Below are 13,745 nucleotides of genomic sequence, written 5' to 3' on the forward strand. Positions count from 1 at the left end.
AACGCTATTTTAAATAATGCAGCGTACGTTGGGGCAAGGTCAGATTAACAGGCTTGCCGCACCTTCATGGCGCAAAAGCCAGACTTTTGTCTCGACGCCGCCGCGACCCGAGAAGCCGGTGAGCTTGCCCCCTGCCCCCATGACCCGATGGCAGGGAATGATCAGCGGGATCGGGTTGGCGCCGCAGGCCCGCCCTACGGCTTGGGGCATGGCAGAGAGTTGTTTGGCGATGTCGCCATAGGTGAGCGTGTCGCCAAGCGGGATGGCAGAGATGGCGTCACAAATGGCGCGTTGGAAATCGGTGCCGTAGATGCGGAGCGGCAGGTCGAAGGCTGTGCGGGTGCCGGCGAAATATTCGGCGACCTGATCGCGGGCGCGAAGAAGCAGTGGCGTTTCGTCGGTGCCAAATGGTGTGGTGTCGCTCACCCATTCAGCGCGGATGATGGCGCTGGCTTGGTCGGTCTGGGCTGGCTGGGTGTTAGTGTGCTGGATGCTTGATTTCTGGCTGCCGGATTTCTGGGTGCCGGATTGCTGGGGGCCGGATTGCTTGGTGCCGGACTGCTTGGAGCGGGCGCTCTGGATACTGGTTCGCTTAGCGTTGGTGGCCTTGGCGCTGGTGTTTTCTGCGCTGGTGTACTCTGCTCTGAAGTTCTCTGTGCTGGTGTCTTTGCTGCCGGTTTCTTCGCTGCCCGTCTGCTCTGCGTCGGTCCTCTCGGTTCCGGTCTCTTCTGTTCTGGTGTCCTTGGCGCGAGCGGTTGCAGCCTTGGCGCGTCCGGTTTCTCTGTGGACGTTTCCAATGCTGGCGTATTCTGCACTGGAATTTTCAGCACTGGCGCGTTCGGTGATGACCTCCTCGGTCAGGGTAAAGGGGCCGGTTGGGGTTTGAATGGTGAGCTGCGGCATGGGTGTTTTCAGACCTGCCGCGCGACAAACCATTGTGTGCCGCATGGCGTGCGAAAACCGCCGCGCCTGTCGCCGTCGCCCTTTTCCATCATCGGCTGAATTTCTTCTGCGCCGAGGGAAAGCGCCTTGGCAAAGGCAGCATCGGGATCAGGCAGATAGATATGCACCAATGCGCCGGTGCCGTTCGGGTTGCCGCCCATCATCAGGACCGTATCACCGATACGGCATTCGGCATGCATGATGCGCGCACCATCGTGAATGACGCGCAGCTCTTGGGCATCAAAGACTGCGGCGCAGAAATCGAGCACGGCGCGCGGGTCGGGCACGATCAGGTAGGGCGCAAGCGATGTGTAGCCGTCGGGTTTGTAGGACATATGCGACAGAGTGCCCCAATTCGACGACGTTGGAAAGAGGGGGTGGTTCCCCCCCCTCTTGCCTAGCTCAATCGCGCGAGTGCAGTTGCCCTATTGCAGCGCCGCATCGCAGCGCCCGCAAACGCCCGCGTGGGAGTGGCTGCCGACGTCGGGCAGGATTTTCCAGCACCGCTGGCACTTTTCGCCATCGGCCTTTTCGAACACCACGCCGACCCCTTCGATTTCCGGCAGGCGGAAGGCCTCGGACGGGAGGGGATCATCGGTGAGCGAAATCGCGGAGGTGATGCAAATATCCTCGAACGGGACGGTTTTGAGGGCGGCGAGCATGTCAGGATTGCGGACATGGACCATCGGCGCGGCCTCGAGCGAGGCACCGATCACCTTGTCGGCGCGCTGCACTTCCAACGCGGCGGTGACGACGCGGCGGGCTTTGCGCACCTCGGCCCATTTCGCGGCCAAGGGTTCATCCAACCAGTCGGCGGGCGTTTCGGGGATGTCTTGGAGGTGGACCGAGTTGCCCGCACCGGGGAAGCGCGAAAGCCAGACGTCTTCCATTGTGAAGACGAGGATCGGGGCCAGCCATGTGGTGAGGCGATGGAACAAGAGGTCCAAAACCGTGCGGGCCGCATGGGCGCGCGGGCTTTCACCGTCGCAGTAGAGCACGTCCTTGCGGATGTCGAAGTAGAAGGCCGAGAGGTCAACGGTGCAGAAGTTGAACACCGCCGAAAACACGCCTTGGAAATCGAAGGCGCGGTAGCCGGAGCGGACCTTGTGGTCGAGTTCCGCCATGCGGTGCAGCATCAGGCGTTCAAGCTCGGGCATATCGGCGGGGGCGACGCGTTGGGACTCATCGAACTGGGCTAGCGAGCCGAGCATGAAGCGCATGGTGTTGCGCAGGCGACGATAGCTGTCGGCGACGCCTTTGAGGATTTCCGGCCCGATGCGTTGGTCGGCGGTATAGTCGGTTTGCGCAACCCAGAGGCGCAGAACGTCGGCGCCGTATTGTTTGACCACTTCCTCGGGCACGATGGTGTTGCCGAGAGATTTGGACATCTTGATGCCCTTCTCGTCCAGCGTGAAGCCATGGGTCACCACGTTGCGATATGGCGCGCGACCAAGGGTGCCGCAGGCTTGCAAGAGCGAGGAATGGAACCAGCCGCGGTGTTGGTCGGTGCCTTCCATATAGACATCGGCGATGCCGTCGGGGGTGCCATCGGCGCGGTCGCGCAGCACGAAAGCGTGGGTTGAGCCGGAATCGAACCAGACGTCGAGCACATCGAAGACCTGCTCCCACTCGTCGGGATTATAATCTGCGCCGAGGAAGCGTTGTTTGGCCCCGTCGGCATACCATGCGTCCGCGCCTTCGGCCTCGAACGCGTCAACGATGCGTTGGTTGACGGCGTCGTCGCGCAGCAGGAAGCCATCATCGGTGGGCAGGACGCCTTTGCGGATGAAACAGGTGAGCGGCACGCCCCATGCGCGTTGGCGCGAGAGCACCCAATCGGGGCGCGTTTCGATCATCGCGTGAAGGCGGTTGCGCCCGGTTTGCGGCGTGAATTTCACCAAGTCGTCGATGGATTTGAGCGCGCGTTCGCGGATGGTTTTGCCGTGTTCGTCGTTGCCCCCAGCCGGTTTGTCGATGGCGGCGAACCATTGCGGCGTGTTGCGATAGATCACCGGCGCTTTGGAGCGCCAAGAGTGCGGATAGGAGTGTTTGATCTTGCCACGGGCAAGCAAGCCGCCAACTTCGGCCAGTTTCGAGATCACGGCGGCATTGGCGTCGCCCTCCCAATCGCCCTTTTTGGGCTTGTCGCGCAGGATTTTCTTGCCGCCAAAGAACGGCAGATCGGCGCGGAAGGAGCCATCGTCCATCACGTTATAGGTGATGACGTCTTCAAGTTCGCCCCTGTCCCGAAAGAATTCGAATTCCTCCATTCCGTGGGAGGGAGCGCAATGGACAAAGCCGGTACCTTCTTCGTCAGTGACGAATTCAGCTGGGAGGAATTTTCGCGGTTCATCCCATTCGATGTGATAATCCAACCCTGCTTCTAACAAAGCATCCGCGTTCAATGGGTGTTTGAGGGAGAGGCTCGCCAGTTCATCAGCGGAAACATCGCGGACGCGTTTATACATGCCCTCTTCGAGGCGCGCGCGTTTCATCACGTCGGCGGCGAGTTTGTCGGCCAAGAGGAAGCGTTCGCCAACCGAGGCCCAGCATTCTTCGGGCGTATCGGTGACCTCGTAGAGGCCATAGGCGAAGTTTTCACCGTAGACGACGGCCTTGTTGGAGGGGATGGTCCAAGGGGTCGTGGTCCAGATGACGACGGATGCGCCGACAAGGTCTTCAGGCCAAACCTGAAGCTCGCTGCGTTCGCCGACTATCTCGTCAGCCACCTCAAACTTCACCCAGATCGTGAAGCTGTCCTTGTCGTGGTATTCGACCTCGGCTTCGGCCAATGCGGTTTCTTCAACCGGGGACCACATCACCGGTTTGGAGCCTTGGTAAAGCGTGCCGTTCATCAGGAATTTCTGGAACTCGGCGGCGATCACGGCTTCGGCGTGGTAGGCCATGGTGAGGTAGGGGTCGGCCCAATTGCCGGTGATGCCGAGGCGTTTGAATTCGTCGCGCTGGATATCGACCCAACCTTCGGCGAATTTGCGGCATTCCTGACGGAAGTCGATGATCGGCACATCGTCTTTGTCCTGCCCTTTCAGGCGGTATTGCTCTTCGATTTTCCACTCGATCGGCAAGCCGTGGCAATCCCAACCCGGCACATAGCGCGCGTCGTGGCCCATCATTTGGTGCGAGCGCACGATCATGTCCTTGATCGTTTTGTTCAGCGCGTGACCGATATGGAGGTGGCCGTTGGCATAGGGGGGACCGTCATGCAGGGTGAACGGCGTGCGCCCGGTTTTTTCGCGCAGGCGGTCATAGATGCCGATCTGGTCCCATTGGGCGAGCCATTCGGGTTCGCGTTTGGGCAGGCCCGCGCGCATCGGGAAATCGGTTTGCGGCAGGTTCAGCGTGGCTTTGTAGTCGGCGGTTTGATCGGTCATTGGCCCGTATCTTTCCTGAAAATCTGAGAGGTGGTTTGCGAGAGCGGCGCGGAGTTTCAAACGCCTTTGCCCGGCGGCTCTTTTGGATCAGAGCGCCGGGGATATAATTCGGATAATAGTCTCGAAACCAGTCATGTTGCTGCGGGTTATAGGGCGGCTTGGCCGGAGCGTCCAGAGGCGTGATGCGCGGCGCTTTGGCGTCTTTTGCACAGCGCGGCAAGCAGGTAAGGCTGTGGGCGAAAAGAGGAGAGTGATATGGCGGGTTTGCCAGCGAAATTCGATGTGACGCGCCCCGAGATCGAGCGGGTCGTGGCGGCATTTTATGCGCGTGTCCGCGTGCATCCGGCGTTGGGGCCGGTTTTCGCGAGCCATATCAGCGACTGGCCGCCGCATGAGGCCAAGATCGCGCGATTCTGGGCCAATGCGATTCTGCACGAGCGCAGTTATGACGGGAACCCGCTGGCGGTGCATCGCGCGGCGGGGAATGTGCGCCCCGGCATGTTTGAGACATGGCTGGGCCTGTTCGATCAGGTTCTGGCGCAGGAATTGCGCCCGGATCAGGCGCGGGCGTGGTCGGCGCTGGCCCATCGGATCGGCCGATCCCTGCGCGCCGGGGTGGTGGAAAAGACGCAGGGACCGGGGGCGTTCCGATTTTGCGTTAATTCGCGCCGAGCGATTTCTGGAACAGCGGCGCGACCGAAGGGTAGCTGGTGCGCCCGAATACATGGCGCGGCATCATGCCGATATAGAAATCCTTGCGCAGAAGGGAATCCGTCACGACGGGACGCGTCAGCGGGTAGTAGGCCAGATGCGTCACATCAACGGGCAGCACCACGAAGTCGCGTTCGATGGTGAGGTCTTTGATGCTGCGCGGTTCAAAGTTGATCGTAACCAGCATTGGCCGCTCTTCTCGGATCATCTGTAGGGGCGATTTCGAGAAGTCTTTGACGAGGCTTTCAGCCTTGTCCTTGGGCACCGGGATTTCACCGGTGAGAAGGTTTTGCAGGGCGGGCGCGCGATAGCTGACTTTGATCTCACGCTTGAGAACAAGGAAGGGGTTTTGCAAATCACCGCGTTTGCGCAATTCCTCGGAGAAGCTGCGCAGCTCGTCTCCTTTACAGGTATGGACGGGGATTTTGACCGTGATGTCGCTCAGCTTGCGGGTGATGCGGAAGCGGCCTGAGACCTTGTAGGCCTGACTTTTGCGCCCAGCTTTGGCCAGTTTGCCGGTGGGACGGAAGGCCTCGGCGTTGAGGTCGTATTTGCCGCCTTCGATTGCCACCATCCCTTTGAGAGGTTTGTCGGCTTTCGGCGCGGTCATCTCGCCCGGTTGGGTCAGGCGCTTGTAGGCGTCGTCGCGTTCGAATTCATTGGCCAGCGCGCGCATATCCTTGCAGGTTTCAAAGGCCTGGCGGGTCAGGCTGTTGAAGAGAATGCGGGACTGGACGCTATCCTGCCCGGCGAGAACCGCGATCAGGTCGGTTTTGGCGGTTTTCGCGCTAGGGACGCGGAAATCGGCGAGCAGCGGGTCGGTGACGGGGGTGCTTTCGGCGATCAGCCGGCGCATGAGGTCGTAACGCTGTGCGGTTCGGCCAAGCAGGTTGCGCGATTTTTCCGACATGTCGGCCGCGGTTTTGGTGCTGTCGCAGTCAATGCCCGCGAAGGGCACGGTGCAGAAATCACCATCAAAATTGTCGTTGATCGTGCTGCGTAGCGTCGTGGCGAACCCATCGGCCAGTTTGTTGGCGCTGTCGAGGTCGCGCGTTTGGAGCGCCTCTCCGATGGCGGTTTGCGCCTCGAGTCCGGCGCGCGACAGCTCTTTGGCAGCGTCTTCGGGGTTTTTGCATGCCGCGAGGAGGGCAAACACGGAGACGAGGGCGAGCGAACGCGAAAATTTCATGGAATTTCCTTGGGTTGAAGAATTTGGCGCACCGTATCGGGCGTGATGGTGAGCCGCAAGAGCGATGGGGCAGCTCGACGTGGCGTCGGGGTTTTGCGGTTCAAAAGAGCGCGATGTCGGGGCGTGTCAGCATCAGCCACAGGATCGCGAGCACCGCCGCAAAGGCCGGGATGCCGCAGGCGAACCAGATGCGAAACAGGCGGTGATAGCGCGGCGGGAGCGGTGTTGCGGTCTGTGCTGCTGTGCGGGCAAGGCCGCGCAATTGGATCTGGATCCAGACCACCGGGAGCCAGAATGCGCCGGTGAGGATATAGAGCGCGATGGAGAGGAGAAGCCAGCCTTCGGTGAGGCTCCAGCCCAGTTCATGGGCGAGCCAGAGGCCGCTGACGGGTTGCGCGATCACGGCGGTTGCGGTGAAGAGCGTATCGGCCAGCACGACCACGCCCGCGGTATGGGCGATCAGGCGGGCATCATGGGTGCGGTGGGCCATAAGCATGAAGAATGCGATCCCGGCGCCGGTGCCAAGCAGGACGGTGGCGCCGATAACATGGGCCCAGCGCAGGATGTCGAGCAGCTCCATCAGCGGCTGTCCAGCAGGGGGATGGCGACGAGGGCGAGCATCATCCCCGGCAGGATTTTCAGGAGCGGGCCGAGCGGATCGACCCAAAGCGCGGGGGTGAAGAGCGTGCCGAGGGCGAGGTACGCGAGGCTGACTGCCACCATGCCCAGCGCGGCGCGTTGGGCGGTGGGGCGCCAGAGCAAGGCGGCGGCAAGGGCGAGGTCGACCACGCTCCACCCCGCGACGGAAAGCTGTGCCGCCCAAGTGGGCCAGCCTTGGGCCGTGAGGAGCGACGCCGCCGCGCCGAGGCGGGCAAAGCCGATGAGGCCGGACAGCGCCCAGAACAGCGCCAGCGTGGCAATCACGAAGGGCATGGCGAGGCGCATTCGCGCGGCGAGCCTGTCTTCGGCGCGGGCCGGCGTGCTGGCGAGCGTGTCGTGCAACGCGCGGATGGGCGGGCCGCCGACAGATTGCCAAGGGGCCGGATCGCCAAGCACCCCATCCGCGAGGGTCGTGACGGCCGTGCTGCGCAGGGGCGAGCGCCACCCGAGATGGCCCAGCACATCGGCGGCGCGGCTGGTCAGCGCCACGGCCCAGCGCGGTGCCGTGAGCCTTGCGCGGGCCGGGGCAACGCCGAGCCATGCGCGCAGTTCAGAGGTGAGCGTGGCGAGGCTTTGAGGGTGGTCTTCGACCAGATCGGCCACCGTTCCGGCGGGGATTTTACCGTCGATACATGCGGCAACGGCACGAGAAAGGTCAGCCATGCCAATGGTTTGGATCGGCGTATCGGGCATGGCGAGGGGTTGCAGCACTGGCGTGACCGCCAACATCCGCAACAGGGCCGTGCCGCCGTAAGCCGTATCGCAGAGCACGAGGCCGGGGCGCAGAATCCAATGCGCGCCCCCTGCCCCGATGATCGCCGCGTCCCCCGCCGCCTTGGAGCGAAAGAAATGCGTTGAGGCCTCCGGCGACACCCCGGCGGCAGAGATCTGGATGAGGCCCGTGCCACGGGTGGCGCAGGCCTCGGCCAGAGCGGCGATGGCGGCGGCATGCACTGCCGCGAGATTATCGGCGGGGCCGTCCTGTAACGCGCCAGCCGCGTTCACAACGATATCGACGTTTTGCAGGCAGGGCAGCCAATCACCCGGCACCGTCATATGGGTGAGGTCGCGAAACACCCAGTCGAGGCCGGGAAACGCGCGCCGCGCGGTGGCGACAGAGCGGCCAAGGCCGGTGACATGGTGGCCCGCATCAAGCAGGTGACGCGTGAGGGCCGCGCCGATCATGCCATAGGCCCCGATGACGAGAACGCGGCTCACTTGCCACCGCCGAACAGGCCCGCGAGGGCGCGGCTGACGAGGCGCGAGACCGAGGGGCGTTTGCCGGTTGAGAACGGCACCGGACGGCAGACTTCGATCGCGGCAACGCCGACGCGGGCGGTGAGCGCACCGTTGACCACGCCTTCGCCAAAGCGGCGCGAGAGTTTGCCAAGGAGGCCGCCCCCCGCGATGCTTCCGATCATGTCATCGCCCACGGCCACGGCCCCGGTGGCGACAAGGTGGGTCAGCACGGCGCGGGTCAACCGCCAGCTGCCCAGCGTGCCGGAACGCCCGCCATAGATCTCGGCCACACGCCGGATCATCCGCAAATTGGCGGTGAGCGCGGTGAACACATCGGCCAGCGCCAAGGGCACGAGGGCGGTGACGGTGGCGACTTGGCGTGCGGCGGCTTCGACCTCTTTCGTGGCGGCCGCATCGAGCGGCGTCATCAGCTCGGTTTCGGCCAGCGACAGCAGCGTGGCGGCGTCAAACTGCTCGGGGGCGCGGTGTTTCAAGCGTTCGCGCCCAAGGGTCAGCGCCTCGCGTCCGGCATAGAGCCGGTCGAGGCGCGCGACCACCTCTTTGGCGGCGCCAAGGTCATCTGTCAGCAACGCCTCGGCGGCGGCACGGTGCAGCCCGTCCATCCGCTTGAGCCGCGAAAACGCGGCCAGCTCGCGCAGGGCGATGACGGCGAGCACAAACAGGAAGGCAATGGCAAGCGCGCCGATGAGATAGCCAAGGATCGGCGAGCGGTCGATTAGCCCCCAAGCGAAATCCCACGCGGCAACAGAGACGGCGGCGAGCAACAACGCACCGAGCAAGCCCCAGAACCATTTGGCAAGCCGTGACGGGCGGGCCGTGGCAAGCGCCGCAACGCTTTGCATGGCGCGGCCTTCGGGCAGGCCGGTATCGGGAACAGGCGGCGCTTCGGCGGGGCTTTTTGCGTCGCTGCCTTCGAGGTCGATCAGGACGGGGCCATTGGTCATTGGGCGTTCCTTTGCCAGATCAGGCGCATGTCGGGTTGGCCATCGTCATTGCCTTGGCCAAAGCTGAACGCGGTCGGGTAAAACCCGTGGGCGGCATAGAATTGGCGGGCCGCTTCATTGTCCTGTGCGGTCCAGAGTTCGAGCCGGGGAGAGGTGCGTTTGGCGTGGCCAAGGAGATGCGAGCCGACGCCTTGGCGCCGGGCCTTGGGATGGGTGTAAAGCGCGTGGATACGCGCGCCGTCGCGGGCCAGAAAGCCGCGCGGGCCAAGCCGGCCCGGCACTTGGGTGATTTGTCCACGCCGCACAAGCCGCGCCAGTGTTGCAAGGTCGCCAAGGCGGTCGCGCCGCGTGCTGCGTGGGACGGCGGACCACAGGATGCGTGCCAATCGCGGCACATGCCAGAGGCGAGCGCGGCGCGGTGGTTTGGGTTGCATCACAGCTTGTCCCCCAAAAGAAACTGCGCCGCACGATCAAGCCGGATATGCGGTGGCCCCTCGCCCGGCTTAAGGGTCAAAGGCGCAGGCGCAAACCGCATGACGGAATAATCCCCGGTCAGCCATTTTTCCGCCCCGTCACGCGCCGGGCCAAGCAGTTTCGAGGGATCCTCGGGCAGGTTGCCGGGATGGAACGCCGCCTGTTTGCCGGTGTCGAGCAATGTGCCCCGCACGAGGTCAAGGTTACGACCTTCATGGGTGCGGGTTTCCTCGACCGTGGCGCGCAGCGAGGCGAGCGCCATGGCATGCGTATCGGCACCAGCGAAATCGGCGCGGTCAGTTGCATCGCGCACCAGCGCGCGCATGATCGCGGTCAGTTGATCGTGTTGCGTGTGATGCAAATGATCGGCCTTGGTCGCGGCAAAGAGGATTTTTTCGACCCGCTTGCCCATAAGCAGGCGCGACAGGAAAGCGTTACGACCGGGGCGGAACGCGCCAAGAATATCGGCCAGACCGGCGCGCATATCCTCGACCGCTTGCGGGCCGTTGTGAATGGCGCCGAGCGCGTCGACCAGCACGACCTGCCGGTCAATCCGCGCGAAATGATCGCGAAAGAAAGGTTTGACGACGCGGGCCTTATAGGCCTCGAACCGCCGCTCCATCTCGCGCCAGAGCGAGCGGCGCGGCGTGGTTTGCGGCTGGGGGAGCGGCGCAAAGGTCAGCACCGGGCTTCCGGCAAGGTCACCGGGCAAAAGAAAGCGCCCCGGTGTGCAATCATAGAAGCCAGCATCGCGGGCGGCGGTCAGGTACGCGGTATAGCTTTGGGTGAGCGCCTGCGCCGTGGGCTCGTCCAGATTGGCCGTGGCATCGGTTTGATGGGCCAACGCAAGGTAGTCGGCGGCTTGCGTGCGCGGTGCGATACGGGCGAGGATGTCCGCGCTCCACGAAGCAAAGCTCTTGTCCATCAGTCCGAGATCAAGCAGCCATTCGCCGGGATAATCAACGATATCAAGATGCACCGTGCGCGGACCCGAGAGGCCAGAAAGCAGCCCCGTGGGGCGCACTCTGAGCGACAGGCGCAATTCGGAAATAGCGCGAGTGCTGTCGGGCCAATGCGGCGCGGCGGCAGTGAGCGCGGCGAGATGGGTTTCAAAATCGAACCGCGGCACGGTGTCGTCGGGTTGGGGTTGCAGAAAGGCCGCTTCGATCCGCCCTTCGCTGGCAGCCAGAAGGCCGGGCATACGCCCGCGATCCATCAGGTTGGCGATGAGCGAGGTGATGAACACCGTCTTGCCAGAGCGCGCCAGACCGGTCACGCCAAGACGGATCACAGGTTCAAAAAACGCCCCCGATACGGTGTCGCCCACGGTTTCGAACCCGCGTGAAATACTGTCTGCCAGCGCAGAAATGACCACTCACGGCACCCTTTTTACCCGCCCTGCGCCATAGATAATCACAGCCGCGCCGCTGCGCCACCCCTTGCCCTGCCCCGCGCCCACGCGATATGGGGCGGACATGCCGCGTTATGCTCTGAAAATCGAATATCATGGTGCGCCGTTCGCCGGATGGCAGCGGCAAGCCGATCAGCCCTCGGTCCAAGGCGCGATTGAAGCGGCGCTGGGAAAGATCGAAGCCGGGCAGCATAGCATTGCGGCCGCCGGGCGCACGGATGCTGGCGTGCACGCGCTTGCACAGGTGGCCCATTGCGATCTTGCCAAATCGTGGGAGCCGTTCCGGCTCTGCGAGGCACTGAACTATCACCTGAAGCCCGCGCCGGTGGCGATTGTGCAAGCAGGTGAAGTGTCCGAGGACTGGCACGCGCGGTTTTCGGCCCGCGAGCGGCGCTATCTCTTTCGCCTGCTCGTGCGACGCGCGCCAGCGACCCACGACAAAGGGCTGGTCTGGCAGGTCAAGAACCCGCTTTCGCTTGCCGCGATGCAAGCCGGAGCGCAACATCTGATCGGGCTGCACGATTTCACCACCTTCCGCTCGACCATGTGTCAGGCGAAGAGCCCGCTAAAAACACTGGACGAGATCAGGATCGAAGAGCACCCCGCCGCCGGAGGGACCGAGTTTCGCTTCTATCTGAGAGCGCGCTCTTTCCTGCATAACCAAGTGCGCTCTATCGTTGGCACATTAGAACGCGTCGGCGCGGACGCCTGGGCCGCCGATGACGTCAAAATCGCTCTCGACGCCGCCACCCGCGACGCCTGCGGGCCGGTCTGCCCACCCGAAGGGCTCTACCTTGCGGGTGTGGGTTATCCGGATAACCCCTTCGCGCCTTTTTAGAAAAGCAAGGCTGGGGGGCCAGCCCCCCAGACCCCCCGGGATATTTTTAGTCAGATGAAGTAACCTGATTTTAACCTTAACGCACCAAGCTTTTGATGCGGCACAGGCGGGGACGCCGATGGCCGTGTCAGGTGAAGGCCCCTCGTTGCTGAAACGGGGGCTGGACCAATTGGGAGCTGTCTTCATCTGACCGGAAATATCCCGGGGGTTTGGGGGCAGCGCCCCCAAGGCCTGCGTGGCCTGAACGCGTTCCAACCTGTGCGCGCAGGCGCACCTTTGGGTCAGGCGGACCGCGAGAGGCGGTCTTCGAGGACTTCGAAGGGCACGCCGGGGTCGTCTTTCGCGCCGCGGATGACGAGGGATGTTTTGACCGAAGCCACGTTTTCGGCGGCGGTCAGCTCCTCGGTCAGGAAGGTTTGAAAGGTCGAGAGGTCCGGGGCAACGCATTTCAGGATGAAATCCACCTCGCCGTTGAGCATGTGGCATTCGCGTACAAGCGGCCAGCCGCGGCAGCGTTCTTCGAAAGCGGAGAGATCGACTTCGGCCTGGCTGAGCAATCCGACCATAGCGAAGACCTGTACTTCGAAGCCCAGTTCGCGCGGGTCGACCTCGGCGTGATAGCCGCGGATGAAGCCTTGTTCCTCAAGCGTGCGCACCCGGCGCAGGCAGGGGGCGCGGAAATGCCCACGCGTTTGGCCAGTTCGACATTGGTCATGCGCCCGTCGGCCTGAAGCTCGGCGAGAATTTTGCGGTCGATCGGATCGAGACGGGACCCGGACATGGTTACCACTCCCCTGCGGATTTTCGGATGTTATAGCACCACTGTTTGTGCGCGCAATAATATTTCGCCCATGCGCAATTTCCTTAACGCAAATAAAAATCCGACGACAAAGCCGTGGCCTGACGCGGGAAAGGGTTTTATGTCGCCCGGTGCATCGCTATATCGCTTTGACACGAGATTCCAAGGCTGGGGGCCAAGACATGGGCGAGACAAGGCACACACGCGTATTGATCATCGGATCCGGGCCTGCGGGGTATACGGCGGCGGTCTATGCCAGCCGTGCGATGTTGGAGCCGGTCCTTGTTCAGGGGCTTGAGCCCGGTGGCCAGTTGACCACCACCACCGAGGTTGAGAATTACCCCGGCTTCACCGAAGTGCAGGGCCCCGATCTGATGGTCAAGATGGAAGAGCACGCCCGCGCCATGGGCACCGAGATCATCGGCGACATCATCACCAGCCTCGAGCTGTCCGAACGTCCGTTTAAGGCGCATGGAGACAGCGGCACGACCTATACCGCCGATGCGATCATTCTGGCCACCGGCGCACGGGCCAAGTGGCTGGGGCTGGAGAGCGAAGAGGCCTTTAAGGGATTTGGCGTCAGCGCCTGTGCCACCTGTGACGGGTTCTTTTACCGTGGGCAGGAGATTGTCGTAGTCGGCGGCGGCAACACCGCCGTTGAAGAGGCGCTGTTCCTGACCAATTTCGCCAGCAAGGTGACATTGGTTCACCGCCGTGACGAATTGCGCGCCGAGAAAATCCTGATCGACAGGCTGGAAAAGAACCCCAAGATCGAGCCGCTGTGGTTTCACACGCTTGAAGAGGTTGTCGGCGAGGACAACCCCAAGGGTGTGACCGGCGTGAAGGTCAAACACGTCGAAACCGGCGCGATCACCGAGATTGACGCCAAGGGTGTGTTCATTGCCATCGGCCACGCCCCTGCCAACGAGTTGGTCAAGGATGTGTTGGAAACCCACATGGGTGGCTATGTCGTGACCAAGCCGGACAGCACCGAAACCAGCATTCCGGGCGTCTTTGCCGCCGGCGATCTGACCGATCACAAGTATCGTCAGGCCGTGACCAGCGCCGGGATGGGCTGTATGGCCGCGCTTGAAGCCGAGCGCTTTCTGGCCGAGCAGGAGTGAC

At 63.0% G+C, this 13,745-nt stretch carries 11 protein-coding genes and 2 pseudogenes; 3 read left to right on the top strand and 10 right to left on the bottom strand.

What is annotated here, in order from left to right:
• Nucleotides 1–39: 39 nt before the first annotated feature.
• The 3 genes from N4R57_15045 to ileS form a co-directional block, all read right to left on the bottom strand.
• Entirely contained in the window at nt 40–444 is a 405-nt protein-coding gene (locus N4R57_15045; GenBank protein UYV39592.1) for a methylated-DNA--[protein]-cysteine S-methyltransferase, read from the bottom strand.
• Between the two features lie 467 nt (nt 445–911).
• The gene (locus N4R57_15050; GenBank protein ID UYV36327.1) at nt 912–1,277 is read right to left on the bottom strand and encodes a bleomycin resistance protein; all 366 of its coding nucleotides are present in this window, start codon (nt 1,275–1,277) and stop codon (nt 912–914) included.
• A gap of 90 nt (nt 1,278–1,367) precedes the next feature.
• Nucleotides 1,368–4,334, bottom strand: a complete 2,967-nt coding sequence (gene ileS / locus N4R57_15055) for an isoleucine--tRNA ligase (protein ID UYV36328.1) — start codon at nt 4,332–4,334, stop codon at nt 1,368–1,370.
• Between the two features lie 255 nt (nt 4,335–4,589).
• On the opposite strand from ileS, the pseudogene N4R57_15060 reads away from it, so the two are divergent.
• Nucleotides 4,590–4,996 (top strand): annotated as a pseudogene (locus N4R57_15060) (group III truncated hemoglobin).
• Here N4R57_15060 and N4R57_15065 read toward each other — a convergent pair.
• The 6 genes from N4R57_15065 to N4R57_15090 all read right to left on the bottom strand — a co-directional run bounded on the left by N4R57_15065 (nt 4,993) and on the right by N4R57_15090 (nt 10,947).
• Nucleotides 4,993–6,234: a hypothetical protein gene (locus N4R57_15065; GenBank protein UYV36329.1), complete on the bottom strand. Its 1,242-nt coding sequence runs from the start codon at nt 6,232–6,234 to the stop codon at nt 4,993–4,995. The pseudogene N4R57_15060 and the gene N4R57_15065 sit on opposite strands and share 4 nt — an antisense overlap.
• 100 nt (nt 6,235–6,334) lie before the next feature.
• Nucleotides 6,335–6,814 (bottom strand): DUF2269 domain-containing protein, encoded by a 480-nt coding sequence (locus tag N4R57_15070; GenBank protein ID UYV36330.1) that lies wholly within the window; start codon nt 6,812–6,814, stop codon nt 6,335–6,337.
• Nucleotides 6,814–8,112 carry an SDR family oxidoreductase gene (locus N4R57_15075; protein UYV36331.1) on the bottom strand — a complete coding sequence of 433 codons (1,299 nt, stop codon included), beginning with the start codon at nt 8,110–8,112 and terminating at the stop codon, nt 6,814–6,816. The genes N4R57_15070 and N4R57_15075 overlap by 1 nt, the downstream gene beginning before the upstream one ends.
• Entirely contained in the window at nt 8,109–9,098 is a 990-nt protein-coding gene (locus N4R57_15080) for a YcjF family protein (GenBank protein UYV36332.1), read from the bottom strand. The genes N4R57_15075 and N4R57_15080 overlap by 4 nt, the downstream gene beginning before the upstream one ends.
• Nucleotides 9,095–9,532 carry a GNAT family N-acetyltransferase gene (locus N4R57_15085; GenBank protein UYV36333.1) on the bottom strand — a complete coding sequence of 146 codons (438 nt, stop codon included), beginning with the start codon at nt 9,530–9,532 and terminating at the stop codon, nt 9,095–9,097. The genes N4R57_15080 and N4R57_15085 overlap by 4 nt, the downstream gene beginning before the upstream one ends.
• Nucleotides 9,532–10,947: a YcjX family protein gene (locus tag N4R57_15090; protein ID UYV36334.1), complete on the bottom strand. Its 1,416-nt coding sequence runs from the start codon at nt 10,945–10,947 to the stop codon at nt 9,532–9,534. The genes N4R57_15085 and N4R57_15090 overlap by 1 nt, the downstream gene beginning before the upstream one ends.
• A 100-nt stretch (nt 10,948–11,047) precedes the next feature.
• Between N4R57_15090 and truA the strand changes: the two genes are divergently transcribed.
• Nucleotides 11,048–11,821: a tRNA pseudouridine(38-40) synthase TruA gene (gene truA / locus N4R57_15095; protein UYV36335.1), complete on the top strand. Its 774-nt coding sequence runs from the start codon at nt 11,048–11,050 to the stop codon at nt 11,819–11,821.
• Between the two features lie 281 nt (nt 11,822–12,102).
• On the opposite strand, the pseudogene N4R57_15100 reads toward truA, so the two are convergent.
• Nucleotides 12,103–12,602 (bottom strand): annotated as a pseudogene (locus tag N4R57_15100) (Lrp/AsnC family transcriptional regulator).
• A 200-nt stretch (nt 12,603–12,802) separates the two neighbouring features.
• Between N4R57_15100 and trxB the strand changes: the two are divergent.
• Entirely contained in the window at nt 12,803–13,744 is a 942-nt protein-coding gene (gene trxB / locus N4R57_15105; protein ID UYV36336.1) for a thioredoxin-disulfide reductase, read from the top strand.
• Nucleotide 13,745 lies beyond the last annotated feature (1 nt).

It is taken from the genome of Rhodobacteraceae bacterium D3-12, from assembly GCA_025916135.1.
Taxonomy (GTDB): Bacteria; Pseudomonadota; Alphaproteobacteria; order Rhodobacterales; family Rhodobacteraceae; genus JAKGBX01.